This window comes from Microbacterium sp. Z10_103 (assembly GCF_058310455.1).
Genome location: NZ_JBZEGK010000001.1, coordinates 3,143,443 through 3,163,384 on the forward strand (window position 1 = coordinate 3,143,443; position 19,942 = coordinate 3,163,384).

Annotated in this window: 22 protein-coding genes; 3 read left to right on the forward strand and 19 right to left on the reverse strand. The window is 70.2% G+C overall.

The annotated features are described in order from the left end of the window. Positions 1-110 precede the first annotated feature (110 nt). Both AC4FS2_RS15220 and AC4FS2_RS15225 read right to left on the reverse strand, forming a co-directional pair. Positions 111-1,469 carry an ATP-dependent DNA helicase gene (locus tag AC4FS2_RS15220; RefSeq protein WP_491155435.1) on the reverse strand — a complete coding sequence of 453 codons (1,359 nt, stop codon included), beginning with the start codon at positions 1,467-1,469 and terminating at the stop codon, positions 111-113. An 84-nt stretch (positions 1,470-1,553) separates the two neighbouring features. Beyond that, positions 1,554-2,000, reverse strand: coding sequence for a helix-turn-helix domain-containing protein (locus tag AC4FS2_RS15225; protein WP_491155433.1), 447 nt, complete (start codon positions 1,998-2,000; stop codon positions 1,554-1,556). Between the two features lie 49 nt (positions 2,001-2,049). On the opposite strand from AC4FS2_RS15225, the gene AC4FS2_RS15230 reads away from it, so the two are divergent. Both AC4FS2_RS15230 and AC4FS2_RS15235 read left to right on the forward strand, forming a co-directional pair. Next, complete coding sequence (locus AC4FS2_RS15230) at positions 2,050-2,907, forward strand: NAD(P)/FAD-dependent oxidoreductase (RefSeq protein ID WP_491155431.1); 858 nt, start codon at positions 2,050-2,052, stop codon at positions 2,905-2,907. A 43-nt stretch (positions 2,908-2,950) separates the two neighbouring features. Further along, positions 2,951-4,060 (forward strand): hypothetical protein, encoded by a 1,110-nt coding sequence (locus AC4FS2_RS15235; RefSeq protein WP_491155429.1) that lies wholly within the window; start codon positions 2,951-2,953, stop codon positions 4,058-4,060. 8 nt (positions 4,061-4,068) lie between these two features. Here AC4FS2_RS15235 and AC4FS2_RS15240 read toward each other — a convergent pair whose 3' ends face one another. Then, positions 4,069-6,057: a bifunctional copper resistance protein CopD/cytochrome c oxidase assembly protein gene (locus AC4FS2_RS15240; RefSeq protein WP_491155726.1), complete on the reverse strand. Its 1,989-nt coding sequence runs from the start codon at positions 6,055-6,057 to the stop codon at positions 4,069-4,071. A 132-nt stretch (positions 6,058-6,189) separates the two neighbouring features. Further along, on the reverse strand, positions 6,190-6,477 hold the full coding sequence (locus AC4FS2_RS15245; protein WP_125133173.1) for an HU family DNA-binding protein: 288 nt from the start codon (positions 6,475-6,477) through the stop codon (positions 6,190-6,192). Positions 6,478-6,859: 382 nt separating this feature from the next. On the opposite strand from AC4FS2_RS15245, the gene AC4FS2_RS15250 reads away from it, so the two are divergent. After that, positions 6,860-7,768: a DNA/RNA helicase gene (locus tag AC4FS2_RS15250; protein WP_491155427.1), complete on the forward strand. Its 909-nt coding sequence runs from the start codon at positions 6,860-6,862 to the stop codon at positions 7,766-7,768. A 96-nt stretch (positions 7,769-7,864) separates the two neighbouring features. On the opposite strand, the gene rpsN is transcribed toward AC4FS2_RS15250, so the two are convergent. The 15 genes from rpsN to AC4FS2_RS15325 all read right to left on the reverse strand — a co-directional run bounded on the left by rpsN (position 7,865) and on the right by AC4FS2_RS15325 (position 19,935). After that, complete coding sequence (gene rpsN, locus AC4FS2_RS15255; protein ID WP_491155425.1) at positions 7,865-8,170, reverse strand: 30S ribosomal protein S14; 306 nt, start codon at positions 8,168-8,170, stop codon at positions 7,865-7,867. Positions 8,171-8,174: 4 nt separating this feature from the next. Next, positions 8,175-8,345: a 50S ribosomal protein L33 gene (gene rpmG, locus AC4FS2_RS15260; RefSeq protein ID WP_013584775.1), complete on the reverse strand. Its 171-nt coding sequence runs from the start codon at positions 8,343-8,345 to the stop codon at positions 8,175-8,177. After that, positions 8,345-8,581 (reverse strand): 50S ribosomal protein L28, encoded by a 237-nt coding sequence (rpmB, locus tag AC4FS2_RS15265; RefSeq protein ID WP_491155422.1) that lies wholly within the window; start codon positions 8,579-8,581, stop codon positions 8,345-8,347. The genes rpmG and rpmB overlap by 1 nt, the downstream gene beginning before the upstream one ends. A gap of 170 nt (positions 8,582-8,751) precedes the next feature. Beyond that, positions 8,752-9,456, reverse strand: a complete 705-nt coding sequence (locus AC4FS2_RS15270; RefSeq protein ID WP_491155420.1) for a DNA-3-methyladenine glycosylase — start codon at positions 9,454-9,456, stop codon at positions 8,752-8,754. Then, on the reverse strand, positions 9,453-10,871 hold the full coding sequence (locus AC4FS2_RS15275) for a hypothetical protein (protein WP_491155418.1): 1,419 nt from the start codon (positions 10,869-10,871) through the stop codon (positions 9,453-9,455). The genes AC4FS2_RS15270 and AC4FS2_RS15275 overlap by 4 nt, the downstream gene beginning before the upstream one ends. After that, positions 10,861-11,625, reverse strand: a complete 765-nt coding sequence (locus AC4FS2_RS15280) for a TIGR03943 family putative permease subunit (protein WP_491155416.1) — start codon at positions 11,623-11,625, stop codon at positions 10,861-10,863. The genes AC4FS2_RS15275 and AC4FS2_RS15280 overlap by 11 nt, the downstream gene beginning before the upstream one ends. Before the next feature lie 4 nt (positions 11,626-11,629). Next, positions 11,630-12,697 (reverse strand): permease, encoded by a 1,068-nt coding sequence (locus AC4FS2_RS15285; RefSeq protein WP_491155414.1) that lies wholly within the window; start codon positions 12,695-12,697, stop codon positions 11,630-11,632. Then, positions 12,658-13,062, reverse strand: coding sequence for a Fur family transcriptional regulator (locus AC4FS2_RS15290; protein ID WP_491155412.1), 405 nt, complete (start codon positions 13,060-13,062; stop codon positions 12,658-12,660). Before AC4FS2_RS15290 ends, AC4FS2_RS15285 begins: the two co-directional genes overlap by 40 nt. Before the next feature lie 114 nt (positions 13,063-13,176). Then, positions 13,177-14,034: a metal ABC transporter permease gene (locus AC4FS2_RS15295; RefSeq protein WP_491155410.1), complete on the reverse strand. Its 858-nt coding sequence runs from the start codon at positions 14,032-14,034 to the stop codon at positions 13,177-13,179. Continuing rightward, on the reverse strand, positions 14,034-14,843 hold the full coding sequence (locus AC4FS2_RS15300; protein WP_491155408.1) for a metal ABC transporter ATP-binding protein: 810 nt from the start codon (positions 14,841-14,843) through the stop codon (positions 14,034-14,036). The genes AC4FS2_RS15295 and AC4FS2_RS15300 overlap by 1 nt, the downstream gene beginning before the upstream one ends. After that, positions 14,840-15,802, reverse strand: a complete 963-nt coding sequence (locus AC4FS2_RS15305) for a metal ABC transporter solute-binding protein, Zn/Mn family (protein ID WP_491155406.1) — start codon at positions 15,800-15,802, stop codon at positions 14,840-14,842. The genes AC4FS2_RS15300 and AC4FS2_RS15305 overlap by 4 nt, the downstream gene beginning before the upstream one ends. A 106-nt stretch (positions 15,803-15,908) precedes the next feature. Beyond that, positions 15,909-16,250 (reverse strand): YciI family protein, encoded by a 342-nt coding sequence (locus AC4FS2_RS15310; RefSeq protein ID WP_491155404.1) that lies wholly within the window; start codon positions 16,248-16,250, stop codon positions 15,909-15,911. Between the two features lie 184 nt (positions 16,251-16,434). Continuing rightward, complete coding sequence (locus tag AC4FS2_RS15315; protein WP_491155401.1) at positions 16,435-17,802, reverse strand: dihydrolipoamide acetyltransferase family protein; 1,368 nt, start codon at positions 17,800-17,802, stop codon at positions 16,435-16,437. A gap of 22 nt (positions 17,803-17,824) precedes the next feature. Further along, on the reverse strand, positions 17,825-18,802 hold the full coding sequence (locus AC4FS2_RS15320; protein WP_491155400.1) for an alpha-ketoacid dehydrogenase subunit beta: 978 nt from the start codon (positions 18,800-18,802) through the stop codon (positions 17,825-17,827). Next, the gene (locus AC4FS2_RS15325) at positions 18,799-19,935 is read right to left on the reverse strand and encodes a thiamine pyrophosphate-dependent enzyme (protein WP_491155724.1); all 1,137 of its coding nucleotides are present in this window, start codon (positions 19,933-19,935) and stop codon (positions 18,799-18,801) included. The genes AC4FS2_RS15320 and AC4FS2_RS15325 overlap by 4 nt, the downstream gene beginning before the upstream one ends. Between the last annotated feature and the right edge of the window lie 7 nt (positions 19,936-19,942).

Sequence of the window (19,942 nt, forward strand, 5' to 3'; positions counted from 1 at the left end):
CGATTCCGCCGAGACATGACGCATCGCGCCGTTTCTCGTCCGGAATGTCGTTTCTCGACGGGACGGGACGGGACGGGCGGGCGGGCGGGACGAGGGCGGGGGCGCGCGGGTTACGCGCGGGCGCGGAGCGCGGTGCTCATGAACCGCTGCACGTCGGGATCGACGCGGATGTCGCTGGGCCGGAGCGGCCGCGACAGGTAAAGGCCGTCCAGGCTCGTGAGGCGGCTGAGCGCGACGTAGGTCTGGCCGGGCGCGAAGGCGCCGGAGCCGAGGTCGATCACGGCGCGCTCGTACGTCTTCCCCTGCGACTTGTGGATCGTCACCGCCCACGCCAGGCGGAGGGGGAACTGCGTGAACTCGGCGACCACGTCGCGGGACAGCGTCCGCGTGCCGGGGTTGTACGAGTAGCGGAATCTCTCCCACACCGCCGGCTCCACATCGTGCTCGGTACCATCCACCTCGACGCGCACCGTGCCGCCGGCGATACGGGTGACGGTGCCGATCGTGCCGTTGACCCAGCGAGGCGGTTCCCCGTACGTCGACACGTCGTTGCGGAGGAACATCACCTGCGCCCCCACCTTGAGCTTCAGCTCGACATCGGCGGGATAGTTCCCCTCACCCCGCCCGAAGTCGCCACTGACATCGGCGTTGGCCGTCTGCATCCGCCCGACCAGTTCGTCCAGGTGCCGCCGGTTGATGGTGTTCACGATGTCGTTGCGGGTGGCGAGCGTGATGATGGGATGCTCCCCGTCGGCCGGGCTCGGAGGCGTGCGTGCGCCGGCGTTGTTGAGCACCCCCGCCATGTCGGCCGTCACCCGCCCGTAGCGGACCGCGTTCAGCAGCGCCTTGAACGCGGGGTCGGACTGGCGGTGGATCTCGGCCAGCTCCCGCACGTTGAGGTCGGTCCCGTAACGGCCGAGGTCGAGCGCGCCGTCCGCTCCCTCCGAACCCGCCCACACCTTCGCATCGAAGAACCAGAACGACCGGTAGTGGTCGCGGATGTAGCGCATCTCGTCGCCCCGCGGCGGCACCGGCGCGAGTTGGTAGGGGTCGCCGAACATGACGATCTGCACGCCACCGAACGGCTCCGCGCGCCGGCCGCGAGCCTGCCGCAGCGACCGGTCGATGCCGTCCATGAGGTCGGCGTTGACCATGGAGATCTCGTCGATCACGAGCGTGTCGATCGCGTTCAGCAGCTTGCGGGTGACGTCGGACTGCTCGATCTCACTGGTGGCGATGAGCCCGATGGGCAACCGGAAGAGCGAGTGGATGGTCTGGCCCTCCACATTGAGCGCGGCGACGCCCGTGGGGGCGCAGACGGCGATCTGCTTGCTCGTGTTCCACGCGAGATGCTGCAGAAGCGTGGACTTGCCCGTGCCCGCACGGCCGGTGACGAACACATGCTCGCGCGTGTCTTCGATGAGCCGGAACAGAGCCTCCTGCTCGGCGGAGAGGGACGGCGTGCTCACCGGTTCATGGTAGTTCCCGTCGCGCGCCGTCGCGCCACGGTACGCACCGGACGCCGGCGGACATCCGGCTGTGCACAGGTGCCGTCACGCCGCGGCGCGCGCCCTTCGCCCCCGCGCGGTGCGTGTGCGATCGTCCGGAGTGCCGACGGACAGCTCCGAGACGTGCACCTGGAAGCGGGGACAGGTCGCAACATCGCGCGCACGGCAGTGCAACGCATGCTCGGCCATCTCTCGCGCGCGCTGGATCTCCGCGGCTCGGCGGTCCAGTTCGGCAAGGTGCTCACGCAGCATCCGGTTGCGGCCGGCGGGAGCCGCGTCCAGCAGCGCGGCGATCTGATCGAGGCTCATCCCGGATGCCTTGCTGCACAGGATGACGGCCACACGGACCCGATCGCCCTCCGAGTACCGCCGCCGGCCGGCGGGGTCGCGGGCGGGGTGCAGGAGACCCATCTCTTCCCAGTGCCGGAGGACGTGGGTGTCGAGCCCGAACTGCGCGGAAATATCGCCGATCGCCTCACCGTTTGACTTCATGTTGACATGAAGTCACAGGATCGTCTCCTACGCAAATTGAAGGAGTGACATGTACGACACGGTGATCGTCGGCGGGGGTCCCGCCGGCCTGCAAGCAGCCCTCACTCTCGGCCGCGTGCACCGCCCGACGGTGCTCTTCGATGAAGGCGGATACCGTAACGACCCCACCGCGCACGTCCACAATGTGCTGGGATTCGACGGCACCCCTCCGGCCGAGCTCCGGGCGCGGGCACGCGCGGAACTCGCCGCCTACGAAACGGTCGAGGTGCGCGACGAACCGGTCACCGCCATCACGCGGGAAGATGAGGGCTTCCTCGTCACCACCGGCGACGGCACGACGGTGCACGCACGGACGGTGATCCTGGCCACGGGGATCACGGATGCGCTTCCCGACATCCCCGGTCTCGCCGCGCAGTGGGGCCACAAGGTGGCGCATTGCCCCTTCTGCCACGGACATGAGTTCGCGGGCCGCCCGGTCGCGGTCATCGCGGAGAACCCCCACGCGGCCGTTCAGGCCGCCAAGCTCCGCCCTGTCGCTTCGGAGGTGCACGTCGTGGCTCCATCCGCCGTCGAGCGTGTCCACGAAACATCCGACGGTCTCACCCTCGACCTCGCCGACGGATCGACCCTCGAGGTGGCGGGTGTCTTCGTTCACCCGCGCTCATCGCAGCGGGCGCCGTTCGCCGAGCAGCTGGGCCTCGCCGTGAATGCGTTCGGGCTCGTGGCGGTGGATGGGGTCGGACAGACCAGCGTCGACGGCGTCTCTGCGGTCGGCGACATGGCCCAGAGCGAGGCGTGGCCGGCTCCGCTGGCTTCGGTCGTCCTCGCGATGTCGACGGGCCAGCTCGCCGCGTTCGGCATGGTCCAGCGGTTCGCCATGGAGGAACTCGCCCATGCAGCCCCGTGACCCTCACGGGGCTTACGGAGGCACGGGTTCCTAGACTGAGACCGTGCAGACGCCCTCGCCATCGGACACTCTGCGGCCGGAGGCGACCGCAGAAAGCGGCGATTCCGCCCCTCGGCGCCGTTCGCGTCGTCTGGCCCGTGACCTGACCACGCTGGCCGTCGTCGGGGTGCTGCTGGTGGCGGCCCTCGCCGCCGCCGGGGTGACCCTCTACCGCGAGGTGTACAGCCCCACCGCCTTCGTGCTGCGGTACCTGGATCTCCTGTCCGACGGGCGCGCAGCCGATGCGCGCGCGGTTCCCGGCGTGACGATGGATGCGGCGGCGCTGCAGGCCGCGGGGCTCAGCCCCACCGCATCCGATGTGCTGCTGCGCCATGACGCCCTCGCCGCCTTGACCGACGTCGAGATCATCGACGAGAAGGTCGAGGGGGAGCTGACGGAGATCACCGTGTCTTACCACGCCGGCGGCCTGCCGGGAAGGACCACCTTCTCCGTCGTGCAGGACGGATGGACCGGCATCGCCCCGTCCTGGCGCTTCGCCACCAGTCCTCTCGCCATGATGGACCTCACTGTGCGCGGGTCGATGCGGTTCGACGTCAACGGCTTCGAGATCGACAAGCGGCAGGTGTCGCCGGACGGTGCGGAGGCGGACCCGCTGGCCCCCCTGCCGCTCCTCATCTTCTCCCCCGGCCTGTATTCGGTCGGAGTCGACACCGCCATCTCGGCGACCCCCGGCGTGGCGGTGCTCGCCGACGCGCCGCGGGCCGCCGTCCCGGTCGACATCCAGGCCGAAGCGACCGAAGAGTTCGTCGCCGTCGTGCAGCAGCGGATGAACGAGTTCCTCGCCGCGTGCGCCGCACAGGAGGTGCTGCAGCCGACCGGCTGCCCCTTCGGGTTCCAGGTCCGCAACCGCATCGTCGACGCGCCGGCCTGGTCGATCGTGCAGCAACCGGAGGTGCGCGTGGAGCCCGATGGTGCGGGATGGCGGATCGTGCCGGCCGAGGCCGTGGCTCATATCGCCGTGGACATCCGCTCGCTCTTCGACGGCTCAGTGCGCAGGGTGGAAGAAGACGTGCCGTTCTCGGTGTTCGGATCCATCACGGTCCAGGCGGACGGCACCGCATCCATTCAGGTGCAGGGGCAGAACGCCGAGTAGCCGGCGGTTCAGGGGCGCGCGCGGGCATCGCGCTCGGCGAGCGCCGCCAGCTGAGCGTTGTACTCGTGTAGCTCGGCGTCGCCCGTGCGGTCGGCGTGCCGATCGCGGCGGCGCTGCGTCCGCTCGTCCGATCGGCTCCACTGGATCGCGACGGTGATCGCCAGGATCAGGGTCGGGAGCTCGCCGATCGACCACGCGACACCCCCGCCGATGTACTGGTCCTCGAGCGGATCGGCGCCCCAGGTGCGTCCCATGGAACCGAACCATTCCGCGATCATCAGGCCGCTCTGCATCATGATGGCGATGCCGAAGAAGGCGTGCATCGCCATGACGACGATGAGGAGCACGAGCCGCAGGGCGTACGGCAGCCGGTACGGCACCGGGTCGATGCCGATCAGGGAGAGCACGAAGAGGTAGCCCGTGAGCAGGAAGTGCGCGACCATCCATTCGTGCCCGAGGTGGTCGTACAGCGACCAGCGGAACAGGTCGGTGTAGTAGAAGATCCACAGCGATCCGATGAAGAGGCCTGCCGCGATATACGGATTGGTGAGCACCCGCGCGACGGGGCTGTGCACGGCCCAGAGGATCCACTCGCGGCCGCCTCGGGTGCCGTCATCGCGACGACGGATCGCGCGCGCGGCGAGGGTGACCGGGGCCCCCGGCACCAGCAGGAGCGGGATCGCCATGGTCAGCAGCATGTGACCCACCATGTGCACGCTGAACAGGTAGTCCTGGTACGCGTTGATCGGCCCGCTCGTCACCCACAGCAGCAGCAGCATCCCCGCCACCCACAGCACCGTGCGGTACACCGGCCACCCGTCACCGCGGCGGTGCAGGCGCCATACTCCGGCGAGGTAGAAGAAGAGTCCGAAGGCGACCGCGAACAGCCAGAGCAGGTCGATGTCCCACGTGGTCAGCCACCGTCCGATGGTCAGCTCGGGCGGAACGGGTGAGCCGGTGAGGATCTCGGCCGGGGAGTTCAGCGCGGGGGCGCCCGCCGAACCGGGCGGAGGAGTACGCGCGAGCGCTGCTGCGGCGCCGCTGGCGATGCCCATGAACGCCAGCTCGAGCCCCACCAGTCCCCAGAAGCGGCGGGATGCTCCGTCCTCGCGCGTGCGCGAGATCAGGCGCTTGCGATACCAGGCGCCGAGGACTCCCATCGCCAGCAGCGCGATGACCTTGACGATCACGAGCACCCCGTAGGGGCTCGCGAGCGCCGCCCATCCACCGAGGCCCACCGAGGCACGAACCGTCCCCGACACGGCGACGACGACGAAGGCGACCAGCGCCAGACTCGAGTAGCGGAGGAGAACCCGGCTCAGCATCTCCCGATCGAGGATCGGGCGGATGATCACGAGCAGGATCAGGCCGCCCAGCCATACCGCGGCGCCGATGATGTGCAGCACGAGCGCCAGCACGGCGGAGTCGTGGTTGGCCTCCTCACCCGAATGGCCCTGCGTTCCCATCGGCACCAGCGCGACGATGGCGAGGAGGGCGACGAAGAACGTGGATGTCCACGAGCGGACCGCGAACGTCAGCACGGTCAGCACGGCACCGGCGACCGTCGTGAGCAGCCACGTGCGGCCGAGCTCGACCTCGACGAGGAACCGGCCGAGCTGCTGGCCGAAGAGCGCATCCGCGCTCGGGGCGGCGTTCATCGTGTTCACGAACGTGAAGAACCCGGTCAGCGCGGACGCGACCGTGAACAGCGCGGCACTGGCCGATGCGGTGTCCAGCGCCACGTCGAACGCGCGCTCACCGGCCGGAAGAGCGTAAAGGGCGAGGACGAGCGACCCGATCATCCCTGCGGCGGTGAGGTTCACGGCCAGGGTCGCGACGGGCAGACCCCAGCGCACGACCGGACCGGGGTCGCCGAGCGCCAGCGGCGCGGCACCGCCTCCGTAAGCCAGGCCCCAGAAGAGGGTGACGACCGCGGCCACGACCAGGATGATCGGGCCGGCCAGCCGCAGAGCTCGCCGCGGGCGTTCCGACCCCACGGCCCCGCGCGGCGCCTCGGCGCGGCGCGGAGGGGAAGTGAGGGTCACCCCACCAGCCTACGTGCGCGTTTCTGGGGAAAGGACGAAGGGGGGATGCCGCAGCATCCCCCCTTCGCTTCGCGTGACGTCGTCTTACTTGACGGCGGCCTTCAGCTTCGAACCCGCGGTGACCTTGACGCGCTTGCCGGCGGGGATCGCGATCTCCTCGCCCGTCTGCGGGTTGCGGCCCGTGCGCGCGGACGTCTCGACCTGCTCGAACGCGATCCAACCGGGGATCGAGACCTTGCTGCCCTTGGCGACTGCCTCGGACACAGTGGAGAAGAGGGAGTCGAGTACGCCCGACACAGCGGACTGGCTCTGCCCCGTCGCGCTGGCGATGCTCGCGACGAGTTCGGTCTTGGTGATGGACTTGTCAGCCATTCGGTGGTCCTCCCGGGCGGCCGAACTGGCCGCCTGCGTTACATCGGACGGGGGCGATGCCCCCGGTGGTCGGATCGACCGCCTCGAATCTATCAACGAACCCGCGGAATTCCGCGGATTTTTGGCCCTTTCGGCGCGGATCCGTGGGCGTGTCGCGCCCGGATGTGACGGATGTGACCGATGGGACGCTCTCCCACCCGCCCGAGGAGAGGAGATCTGCCCGCGCGAGGGTGCATGCTGCGCTTCGGCTCCTCGCTTCGGCGGATGTCCTCGCCTGGGCCGAGGACTTCGCTCACCCTCCCCAGGGGCGCTCCGCGCAGCGCTTTCCACCGAACGACCGCACCCATCCATGCAGGGGGAAGCGGGACCGAATGATGAGCTCATGCTGAAGACCATCCACGCCGTCGAAGCCGTCCGTGCCGCCGGAGGGGTGGCGCAGCGCGACGCTGATCGCGCGGGGACCTCCAAGCACGAGATCGCCCGCGCCACGGCGGACGGGCGACTCATCCGGCTGAGGAGGGTGTGGGTCGCGCTCCCGGACGCGGACCCTTTTCTCGTCAGCGCGGCCCGCGACGGCGTCCTCCTGACCTGTGTCACGCAAGCCGAGCGATCGGGAAGCTGGACGCTGTCCGACGGCCGGACTCACGTGGCGGCGCCGGCTCACGCGGGGGCGGTCTCGGTCGCCCGGGCGACCGTTCACCGTCACCGCCCGCTGGTGCCCCGGCATCCGGATCGCCTCGAGGATCCCATCGAGAACGTACTCGCTCTGGTCGCGGCGTGTCAGCCCCACGAGCGCGCGCTGGCCATCTGGGACTCGGCTTTCCGTCTCGAGCTCGCGGATCCTCTCGCCCTCGCCGGCTACGACCTGAGCGCGGGCGCCCGGAAGCTGCTCAGTGAGGCCAGCGCCTACCGCGATTCGGGCCTGGAGACCTTCGTCGTGGTGCGCTTACGTTTCCTGCGTCTCCCGCTGGTGTCGCAGGTGTGGATCGCCGGACATCGCGTGGATCTCCTCATCGGGGAACGTCTGGTGCTGCAGATCGACGGCGGGCACCACGTCGGGGCGCAGCGCGCGGCGGATGTCGAGCATGACGCCCGGCTCCGCCTTCTGGGGTCATCCGCGTCACCTATACGCAAGTGGTCGGTCAGTGGTCGACGGTCCTGGATCTCGTTCTCCGCGCGGTGGGTCAGGGGCTCCATCGCGCCCGGCGCTGACGCCGGGATCCTCGCCCGAGACGAGGCGAACGGCCGGAGCGAGGACGGATTCAGCCCGAGGGGTCCTCGCTCGGGCTGAATCTCCTCGGCTCAGGCGCGCCGGATGCGGAAAGGGCGGGAGTTCCGGAGAACCCCCGCCCTTTCGCGGATGCTGTGGCAGCTGCTTGTCGGAGCCTTACCAGCTCGACTTGGTCACGCCGGGCAGCTCGCCCCGGTGCGCCATGTCGCGGAAGCGCACACGCGAGATGCCGAACTTCGACAGGTTGCCGCGGGGGCGACCGTCGATGGCGTCGCGGCCGCGGACGCGCACGGGCGAAGCGTTGCGGGGCAGCTTCTGCAGGCCGACACGGGCGGCCTCGCGCTGCTCGTCGGTAGACGTCGGGTCGACGAGCGCCTTCTTCAGTTCGGCGCGCTTTGCGGCGTAGCGCTCCACGACAACCTTGCGCTGCTCGTTGCGCGCGATCTTGCTCTTCTTGGCCATGAGATCAGCGCTCCTCTCGGAAGTCGACGTGCTTGCGCACGACAGGGTCGTACTTTTTCAGCACGATGCGGTCGGGGTTGTTGCGGCGGTTCTTGCGCGTCACGTAGGTGTATCCCGTGCCGGCGGTCGAGCGCAGCTTGATGATCGGACGAACGTCCTGAGCCTTCTTCGCCATTAGAGCTTCACACCCTTCGCGACGAGGTCCTTCACGACGGACTCGATGCCCCGTGCGTCAATGACCTTCATGCCCTTGGCGGACACGTTGAGCTTGATGTTGCGACCCATCGACGGAACGAAGTAGGTCTTCTTCTGCACGTTCGGGTCGAAGCGGCGCTTCGTCCGGCGGTGCGAGTGCGAGATGCTGTGACCGAAGCCGGGAACCGCTCCAGTCACCTGGCACACTGCTGCCATGGTGATGTCTCCTTCTGTACCGTGAAGCCGGACGGCCCCACCCAAGATCCCTTGTCTGCACCCCATCCCGCGGCGAACGCACCGGAACTCGGGGGCAGAAGCCGCCGGTCGCTGAGCGAGCAAACGAGACGAAGCACGAACCACGCGCTGGAGTGCGCGCGGACAAGGGGTCAGTCTAGCACGGGCGGTGTGCCGGCCGAGCGCGCTGCCTCCTCGGCGCCGCGGCCCCACCGGAAGGGCGACACCGTCGGGTCTCCCGCGATCCAGAAGCGCCACGGGAACGCGGCCGTTCCGGCCACCCCGGCCACGCCCACGCGCGGCCCCGTGGCGATCTCCGAGGGGAGTTCCGTCGGCAGTTCCAAGCGGGCGGTCGCGCCGGCCTGCTCGGCCCCGGTGACGGCGTCGATCCCGTCGTGCACGGGATGGCGGAGGCCGATGGCGTCGCCGAGGCGTCCCGGGCCGCGGGCGAGGTCGCGCGGCGAGCGCACCACCCCGCGCCTCTCGAGGCGGCGCCGGGTCGCGGCATCCTCGCCCTGAACGATCTCGCCCCCGCGCAGCAGGATTCCGCCGGCCACGCCCTCCGGGCCGGACACGACGTTCACACACGAGTGGATGCCGTGGCTGAGATACACGTAGAGGTGCCCCGGCTCGCCCCACATGGTGGCGTTGCGGCGCGTCGGTCCACCGCGGGCGTGGGAGCCGGGGTCGCCGATCTCGCCCGTTCCGAGACCGTGGTAGGCCTCGACTTCGGTGAGGCGCACGACGACGGTGTCGTCGCCGATGCGGGTTCGCAGCAGCCCGCCGAGAAGGCGCGGAGCGACCTCGAGCGGGAGACCGAGGAGATCGGCCCGCGTGGCGGGACGGTGCGTGCTCATGACGGCGGCGCCTGACACCACGACGGGCCGTATCCGCCGAGCCCCGCGGCCTCGTCAGCGGTACGGATCTCGATCACGCGCGTCTCGAGGCGTTCGGGCAGCGGAAGCCGGTAGCGGTCGTACGCGTTCTCGGCCGCGTCTGGAGCAAGGACCACAGCGGCGTAGCGACCGCTGGGCGACACGCAGGTCTGCACCAGCGCATCGGCGCGATCCAGCGTCAGGAGCGGCGACACCGTTCCATCGGCGCTCACGTGCACCACCGAGTTCGACACCAGCGCGCCGGCGTCGCTGATCGCGGCGGCGGCGCGGATCGTCCCCGCGCGGTCACCGGGCACCGGTGTGACCGTGCCGAAAAGCCCGATGTCGTCGGTGGCGGCGGCCAACGGCGTCTCGCTGCCGTCGCTGAGGTCCAGCACCGCCATCCCCTCGTTCCGTTCCACGATCGCCTGCGTGGAGCCGCGGGCGATCCCCTCGATCGCCAACGCCGACCCCAGCGGCGCCGCATCCGACCCGTCGGGTCCGGCCAGCAGCAGCCGCCCGTCGAAGGTGAGGGCGAGGATGCGGTCGGTGTCGGGCACGAACCGCCAGTCCGCGACACGGACATCGTCGCCGGGCAGAGCCACCTCCTCCGGCGACTCATCAGCGGCGGCATCGGCGAGGGATGCCGTGAACAGAACGCTCTCCCGGCCGCTTTCGGCGCTCAGGGAGGCGTCGGAGTAGGTGTACCCGATACGGTCCCCGCGGTCGGCGGACTGCAGCGCGGAGACGAACCCGTTCCCCGGCAGCGGCAGAGCGCGGTCGGCGCCGGTGGCGGGATCGACGACGAGGAGCACCGCAGTATCGTCCTCCATCGCGGACACCACCAGCTGCGTTGCCGTCGCACGGTAGTCCTCGATGTGCGGATGCGAGAAGACCGCGGATGCGGCGTCGCCCGAAAGATCGGTGCGGTAAATCGTGTCGGCGCCCTCCCCCGATTCGCGCTGCAGGAGGTAGAGCTCGAGCGGCGGCGTGCGGAACGTGCTCTCCAGCGTGGCGGCGGGTCCGGCCCCGAGGCCACGGACATCGCGGACGCGAACGGTGTACCGGGTGTCATCGGCGAGCGGATGCGTGAACCGCACGCCGATGCTGCGGCCGGACGTGTCGACGGTGAAGGGGGTGACGGGGTCGACCTCCACCTGCGCCGCGTCCACCTCCCGCAGTGACTGGGTCGTGGTGAGGATGACGCGCGACCCTGACGCCTCCACGGCGGCCCCGGGATCCGCCTGCACGTCGGTGAGGCGCGGACCCTGCGCGACGCTCACGGCGGCACCGACCCCCGCGACCAGAACGAGTGCGCCGAGGACGGCGGCGAAGGCGAGCCGGAAGCCGCGGCCGCGCCGCCGCCGCGAACGGGACCGCCGCGAATCAGTACTCATACGGGTCCCGGGGTTCGTCGATCGCGGTGATCTCGTCTGCCTGCACCCGCAGCGCACCGTCGGCGTCTGAGCGGATCGTGCCGGAGATCGTCACCCACTGGCCGGTCTCCGGCGCGCGGGCGGAGGAGGACACCGGCAGGCTGGCCGACTGCGCGTCGATGACGCAGTGCGTGATCACGAGCCTGCTGAGCGCGAAATCGCCGTCGCCGCCGGGAGTGACGAATCCGGTGAGGGTCACCGGATCGCCGTCGAATCCGTCGGGGTTGGTCGCCGACGCGAACACGCCGGCCCACTCGCCGACGCCGAACCGCGAGGTGTCGCCGGAGGCCGCGAGGGTGACCACGTCGTTACCGGCGAACAGGGGGGCGGTGTCGACATCACGTGACATCGCCAACTCCGCCGAGAGCGACGCGGGAGGGGTGGCCACCATCGTCAGGACGATGCCGGAAGCGAGGATGCCGCCGGTCGCCGACGCAGCGGTCGCCATCCCGGATGGGCGCCCGGGGTGGGGATGGCTCCCGGGCGCAGCATCCGCACCGTGATCGTGGCCGTGCTCGGCCTCATCGCCGAGGGGCAACGCGAAACTCGCCACGGCGCCGGCCAGCACCACGATCGCCATACCGACGGTGAACCAGGCCGAATCGGGGTTGACGTAGAGGGCCAGTCGGCCCGTAGCGGCGAGCCCGATCGTGACGACGGCGAGGCTCGCCGACAGGCCCACACCCAGCCAGCGGGTGGTGAGTGATCGACGCACGGACTCACGCAAGGAGGTTCACCACCGCTCCCAGGGCGAAGGCTGCGGCGACGACGATCGCCGTCATCCCGATCAGCACGCGCGTGGTGAAGGTCGTCCGCAGCAGCGCGAGCATCTTCACGTCGACGAGCGGCCCGACGAGCAGGAACGCCACGAGCGACCCGGGAGTGAACGCCGAGGCGAAGGAGAGCGCGAAGAACGCATCGACGTTCGAGCAGATCGAGACCACCATCGCGAGCACGATCATCGTGGCGATGGACAGAGCGGGATCAGACCCGATCGCCAGGAGCGTGGCGCGAGGGACGAGCACCTGCACCGCTCCGGCCAGAGCCGAACCGATCACCAGTGCCGGCATCACGGCGCGCAGTTCAACGACGAACTGCGCGAGGCTCCGTCGTCTCCTGTCGCCGACGCCCCCGGATCCGGATCCCTGCCCGACTTCGCAGGCCTGACGGAACCGGTCCGTCAGCAGCGCGTCGGGATCGGGGTGGCGGCTGTAGAGCCAGCCGAGGAGATTGGCGACGAGGTAGCCGCCCACCAGGCGGGCGATCAGGATGCCGTCGCTCCATCCGAACGCGGCATGCGTTGTGAGGATCACGATCGGGTTCACGATCGGGGCGGCCACCAGGAACGTGAGCGTCTCGGAGACCGAGAACCCGCGCATCATCAGGCCGCGCGCGAAGGGGACATTACCGCACTCACACACCGGCACCAGCATGCCGAGGAGCGAGAGCACCGCCCGCCGCGCCCAGGCGCGCCGCGGCATCCACCGTTCGATCGCACCAGGCGGCACCCACACCTGCACGACCACGGACAGCACGACGCCGAGCACCACGAACGGGAGCGACTCGACGAGCACGCTCAGCGCGAGGGTCAGCCCGTCCTGCGCCCGCGTGGGAAGGGCCTCGGCGAACAGGGCTGGGGCGAACGCATCGATCGCGAACAGCGCCAGGACCGCCGCGGCGCCGGCGAGGAGCCACGGCGTCGGGCGGGAGGGTGAGCGCTGCCGGGCGGGCTGCGAGCGGGTCTGCGTCACGCCTTCTCGCGAGCCGTCTGCGCACACGACGCGCATCGGCCGAAGATGTCGACGACGTGCTCGGCGTCGCTGAATCCGTGCTGGGATGCGGTGCTCCGCGCCCACTGCTCGACGTCGGAGGCCTCGATCTCGACCGTGAGGCCGCACGATCGGCAGATCAGGTGATGGTGGTGCCCGGTCGACGTGCAGGCGCGAAAGAGGTTCTCCCCCTCGGGGCTCTGGAGCGAGTCGGCCTCGCCCTGCGCGGCCATCCCCGCCAGGGTGCGATAGACCGTGGCCAGCCCGATCCCGGTGTCCTCATGGCGCAGGGCAGCGTGCAGCGACTGGGCGCTGACGAATCCCCTGGCGTCGGCGAGCGCCTCGCGGACGCGTTCGCGCTGCCACGTGTTGCGCTGGATCATGCCCGGAATCCTACCCGCGCGGCCTCCACGCGACCCGGGTGCCCGACCCGCAGGCGGGCGGGGATGAAGCGGGGCGAGGCGGGGCAGAAGCCCGGAGCGGATGCGGCGGCTGCGTCAGGCCGTGCGCGCCACGCGCCCGCGGCGACTGCCGATCACGCGGCAGACGAGGTAGATCACGAACGAGATCGTGGTGATGTAGGGGCTCACCGGAAGAGTTCCGGCCACGGCGAGGAGAATGCCGCCGACCGCCGAGACGAACCCGAAGACAGCGGCGAGCACGGGAACGACCACGGGGCTCGAGGCCACCCGCATGGCGGCGGCGGCGGGTGTGACCAGCAGCGCCATGACCAGCAGCGCCCCGATGATGTGGACCGCCACCGCGACGACGAGACCGAGCAGCAGCATGAACGCGAGCGACACCGCCGTGGTGGGCACTCCCCGCGCCGCAGCGGATTGGGGGTCGAGCGAGTCGAAGCGGAGCGGCCGCCAGATCATCACGAGCGCGATGAGCACGATGGTGGAGATCGCGATCAGCCAGCCGAGCTGCCCGCTCTGCACCGAGACGATCTGCCCGGTGAGCAGGCTGAACCGGTTCGCGCTGCGCCCGTCGTAGAGGGACAGGAACAGGATGCCGAGCCCCAGGCCGAAGGGCATGAGGACGCCGATGATCGAATTGCGGTCGCGGGCGCGGGCGCCGAGCCATCCGATGATCCCCGCCGCCACCAGCGATCCGATGATCGAGCCGGTGACGACGTCGAACCCCAGGAGGAGGGCGGCGGCGGCGCCCGTGAACGACAGCTCGCTGATCCCGTGCACGGCGAAAGCCATGTCGCGCTGCATGACGAAGACGCCGATGAGCCCGCCCACGAGCCCGAGAACCGCCCCCGCGATCACCGAGTTCGACACCAGCGCGAGGATGGCGCCGTAGTCGGGCAGCCCGCCGAACAGGGCGTCCCACGCATCCGCCCCCATCAGTGCTCGCCCTCATGGTGATGGTGCGACTCTTCGGCGTCGGGGGCACCCACGACGATGAGGCGATCTCCCGCGCGGAGCACGTAGACGGGCGCGCCGTAGAGCTCGGTGAGCACGCGCGAGTTCAGCACGTCGTCGGGGCGGCCGAGCATGAACCGTCCCCCGGCGATGTACAGGATGCGGTCGACCTTCCCGAGCACCGGGTTGATGTCGTGGGTGACGAGGAGGACGGCCGCGCCGGTGTCGCGGCGATGGCGGTCGATCAGCCGGACGACGGCCTGCTGGTTGGCGAGGTCGAGACTCGTCAGCGGCTCGTCGCACAACAGCAGGCGCGGCTCGTCGGCGAGCGCCTGCCCCACGCGCAGTCGCTGCTGCTCCCCCCCGGACAGCACTCCGACGGGCCGGTCGGCGAAGCCCTCCGCCCCGACTTCGCTCACGAGCGCGTCGATCCGTGCGCGGTCGCCGCGGCGCGGGATGGGCAGGCCGAACCTGTGCCCATCGACACCCAGGGCGACGAGGTCACGCCCCCGCAGAGCCGTCTCAGCCGGAAGCGGACGTTGCTGGGGGATATAGCCGATTCCGCGATTTCCTCGCCGGTGCACCTCGGTTCCCAGGGCACGGATGCTGCCGGCGCTGAGCTTCTCGAGGCCCAGGATGGCGCGGAGGAGCGTCGTCTTTCCCGAACCGCTCGGCCCGAGCACGGCGATGAGCTCGCCCGGCTCCACGTCGAGGTCGAGGCCGCTCCACAGCGTCCGGCCGTTCCGCCGGAGGGCGGCCCCGTGGATCTCGAGCGGGCGTGCGGATGTCACCGACCCAGCGCGGCGGCCAGCGCCGCGACGTTCTCGTCCATCCACGAAAGGTAAGTCTGACCCTCCGGGAGCGTCTCCGCGAACTCGACGACGGGGATGTCCGCGCTCTCCGCCTCCCGCAGCACCTCGTCGGTCTCCGCTCCCCCGGTCTGGGCGTTGGCGATGACAGCGCGCACCTCCCCCGTTTCCAGGAGGTCGAGCGCTTCGAGGAGCGTGGCGGGCGGGACATCCTGACCCTCCTCCACGGCTTCCGTGAAGGCCTCGGGAGTGACGTTCTCCAGCCCGGCGGCGGCGGCCAGGTAGAGCGGAACCGGCTCGGTGACGAACACCGGTGCACCGGCGTCTACGGCCGCGATCTCGGCGAGGGCGTCCTCGAGCCCTGTCACGCCGGCCGAGAACTCCTCCAGCTGCGCGGCGATGTCTGCGGCGCTGTCCGGAGCGAACTCGGTGAGTTCGGCGGCGATCGCCTCGGCGAAGTGCGCCATGGTGCGCGGGTCGTACCAGACGTGCTCGTTGAATCCTTCGACGTGCTCATGGTCGCTGTGGTCGTGCCCGGGCGCCGCATCGGTGTCGTCGTGTCCGCCGTTGCCCGGCCAGTCGTGGGAGTATTCGGCGGCGGTGAGGACCGCCGCATCCGTGCCGGAGGACTCGATCAGGGCATCGATGAAGCCGTCGTAGCCGCCGCCGTTCTCCAGGATGAGCTCGGCGCGGCTGACGGCGAGCTGATCGCGCGCACTGGGTTCGAACGAGTGCGGATCCTGCGACGCCGCGGTCACGATCGAGGTCACCTCGACGGCATCCCCGCCGATCGCCTCGGCGATCTGCCCGTACACATTGGTGGATGCGACGACCTGGACGGTCCCATCATCACTGTCGGCCCCCGCCGCGTTGCCGGCACATCCCGCGAGAACGAAGGCGGAGGCCGCGAGCAGAGCGGAAGCCGAGCGGAAACGCGTCATGCGCCTACCTTAGCGGCTATTGATAATCGTTCTCACCCGTCACCGGGGCAGATGCCGCGGCCGCAGGTGAGAGACCCGGCGCCCGCCGCGCCACGGTGACCGAGCGTCAACTGGCCGCGTCGTCCCCGAAGGCGCGCACCTCTTGCGCGCACCGGCAGGCCACGGCGAACTTCGCGGCCCACTCCAGCGCCGCCTCTCGGGAGGGCACTTCGAGCACGGTGTAGCCGCCTTCCAGGCGCGCCGTCTGCGGATAGGTGCCCTCGGTCACGGTGCCGTCCCCGCCGACCATGACAGGCGGGATGCTCTCGTCGATGCCGCCGCCGAACACCCAGACTCCGGCGTCCTTCGCCTCCTGCACCACAGCGTGGGCTTCGTCCGCCACCGTCTGCAGATCGACGCCGGAGAGGTCCATGGCGCCACTGGGGAACGAGATCAGGTACTTCGTCATCGCGTCGACTCCTTCGTCGTGCTGCCGGAACCCGACCCATCCTCGCCGTCGCCGTACCGGCCCGCAACCGGTCGTTCTCGCGCGGGAGAGCAGCGTGTCAGCCGAGGAGAAAGCAGCGTGTCAGTCGAGGAGAAAGCAGCGTCAGTCGAGGAGAAAGCAGCGTGTCAGTCGAGGAGCAGGCGTGTCAGTCGAGGAGGAGGGCGGGTTCCTCCAGGATCGACGCGACGTCGGCGATGAAGCGGCTCATCTCGTCCCCGTCGATCACGCGGTGATCGAACGAGCCCGCCACCGTGGTGACCCACCGCGGGCGCACCTCGCCATCGACGACCCACGGCTTCTGCCGGATCGTGCCGAGCGCGACGATCCCGGCCTCACCCCCGTTGATGATCGGGGTCCCCGCATCCATCCCGAACACACCGATGTTGGTGATCGTGATGGTGCCGCCCTGCTGATCGGCGGGAGTGGACTTACCCTCGCGCGCGGTCACGGTGAGCTTCTGCAGGGCGCGGGCGAGATCGCGCAGGCTGAGCTCCTGCGCGTCTTTGATGTTCGGAACCAGAAGGCCGCGCGGCGTGGCCGCCGCGATACCGAGGTTGACGTAGTGGTGCAGCCGGATCTGCGCCCCGTCTTCGGTGTCGATCCACGCCGCGTTCACCATCGGCGTGCGACGGACCGCCCAGATCACCGCCCGCGCCATGATCAGCAAGGGTGAGACCTTGACGTCCGCGAAGTCCGGGGACGCCTTGAGCCGCTTGACCAGTTCCATCGTCCGCGTGGCGTCCACGTCGGTCCACACCGACACGTGTGGGGCGGAGTAGGCGGTGCGGACCAGCCCGGTGGCCACCGCCTTGCGCACTCCTCGCACCGGGATCGACTCCTCGCGAGCGTCGGTGCCGGCGGATGCAGCGGCCGGAGCAGGAGCCGCGGCCGGTGCGGCCGGCGCAGCCGGAGCGGACGCAGCCGCCGGAGCCGGGCCGCCGACGGGGATCGTCTCCTCGCGCACATCCCCCCACTCGGGAGTCTCGATGTTGCGGAAGACGCTCGCCTGCGACGCCTGCTTCAGCACGTCCTCCCGCGTGACCTCGCCCGCCGCGCCACTCGGAGTGACGTCCGTGAGGTCGACACCGAGGTCACGCGCGAGCTTGCGGATCGGGGGTTTGGCCACCACCCCGACGGATGCGGCGACCGGGCGCTCGGCAGTCCGACGACGGCGCGACTGCACCTGGCCCCCGGTGCCGTAACCGACCAGCACGGCGCCGCCCGGGTCTGTGGATGCGGGGACCACGGCCGGCGCGGCGGACCCACCGGCGTCGGCGGCCGTGATCGTGATGATCGGTGCCCCGACATTCACCGTGTCGCCCTCGGCAGCCAGCAGCTCGCCGACGGATCCCTCGAAGGGCGACGGCAACTCGACCAGCGACTTGGCCGTCTCGATCTCCACCAGCACGTCGTTGACGGCGACGGTGTCGCCCGGAGCGACCCGCCACGAGACGATCTCGGCCTCGGTGAGGCCTTCACCGACGTCCGGGAGGAGGAAGGTCTGGGTGCTCATCCGAGTGTCCTTTCGGGACGGGTCAGTAGGCGAGGGCGCGATCGACGGCCTCGAGGATGCGGTCGGCGTCGGGCAGGTACGTCGCCTCGAGTTTTGCCGGGGGGAAGGGGGTGTCGAAGGCCGACACCCGCAGAACCGGGGCCTCCAGGGAGTAGAAGGCGCGCTCCGCGACCGTGGCCGCGACCTCGCTCCCGAGGCTCGTGAACCCGGGCGCCTCCTGCGCGTAGACCATGCGGCCCGTGCGCCGCACGGAGTCGAGGATCGGCCCGTAGTCCACCGGTGACAGCGAGCGGAGGTCGATGACCTCGCAGCTCGTGCCCTCCCCCTCGGCGAGAGCGGCGGCCTGCAGCAGGGTCGTGACCATCGCGCCGTGGCCGACGAGGGTGATGTCGGTGCCTCGGCGGACCACGCGGCTGGCGTGCAACGGCAGGGCCGGTGCGGTCGTGTCGACCTCGCCCTTCTGCCAGTACTTGCTCTTGGGCTCGAGGAAGATCACCGGGTCGGGCGATGCGATGGCGGCCTGGATCATCCAGTACGCGTCGTTCGAGGTGGACGGACTCACCACGCGCAGGCCGGGTGTGTGCGTGAAGTACGCCTCGGGGCTCTCCTGGTGATGCTCGATCGCGCCGATGTGACCGCCGTAGGGGATGCGGATGACCACGGGCATCTGCAGGGCCCCTTCGTGGCGGTACGTGATCTTCGCCAGCTGAGAGGTGATCTGGTCGAACCCGGGGAAGACGAATCCGTCGAACTGGATCTCGCACACAGGTCGGAATCCGCCCATGGCCAGACCGATCGCGGTGCCCACGATGCCCGACTCGGCCAGCGGCGTGTCGATGACGCGCTGCGGGCCGAAGTCGGCCTGCAGCCCCTCGGTGATCCGGAACACCCCGCCCAGCGGACCGATGTCCTCGCCCATGAGGAGGACGCGGTCGTCCTCCTCGAGCGCGCGGCGGAGCCCCGCGCCCAGGGCCTTGCCCAGCGGCATCTCGGTGCTCATGACGCGCCTCCCTCGAACGAGGCCTCGTACGCGGCGAGCCACCGGCGCTCCTCCTCGACGAGCGGATGCGGCTCGGAGTACACGTTCGCGAAGATCTGCTCGGGGTCGAGGGTCGTCGCCGCGTTCGTCGTGCGGGTACGGATGTCGTCGGCGAGCGCCTGCCCCTCCGCATCCGCCTCGTCGAAGAACGCCTCCGAGGCGCCGCGGGACTGCAGGAACGCCCGCATCCGCGCGATCGGGTCGCGGCCGATCCAGGACTGCTCCTCATCGGAGGTGCGGTACTTGGTGGGGTCGTCGCTGGTCGTGTGCGCCCCCATGCGGTAGGTCATCGCCTCGATGGCGCGCGGGCCATCCCCGCCGCGGGCCTCGTCGAGGGCGACCTTCGTGACGGCGTAGCTGGCGAGCACGTCATTGCCGTCGACCTGCACGCTCGGGATGCCGTAACCCTCGCTGCGCCGGTAAAGCGGCGAGCGCGACTGGGTCGCGACCGGAACCGAGATCGCCCACTGGTTGTTCTGCAGGAAGAAGACCTCGGGGGCACGGAAGCTGGCCGCGTAGACCATCGATTCGTGCACGTCACCCTGGCTGGATGCGCCGTCGCCGTAGTACACGATGACGGCTTCGTCGCGCTCCACGTCGCCGGTGCCGCACTTACCGTCGAAGACCAGCCCCATCGCCAGCCCGGTCGCGTGCAGGGTCTGCGCCCCGAGCACGAGGGTGTAGAGGTGGGTGTTGCCGTTCGCCGGATCGAACGGATTCCAGCCGCCGTGGGTGAGACCGCGCATCAGCCGCAGGATGTGCAGCGGATCCACGCCGCGCACCTGGGCGACGACGTGCTCACGGTACGAGGGGAACAGATGATCCTGCGCACGGGCCGCGCGCACCGACCCGACCTGCGCGGCTTCCTGGCCCCAGCTCGGCGGCCACAGGGCGAGCTGCCCCTGCCGCTGCAGGTTGGTCGCCTGACGGTCGAACGCGCGGATGGAGATCATGTCGCGATAGAACTGCTCGAGTTCGGCGTCGGTGAGCGCATCGATGAGCTCGCGATACGGCTCCGCGGCCGGGGTCGGCGCAAGCGTCCCATCGGCGGCGAGCACGCGCACCAGTGCCGGGTCGTCGAGCGTTCCGGTCATTTCGGGC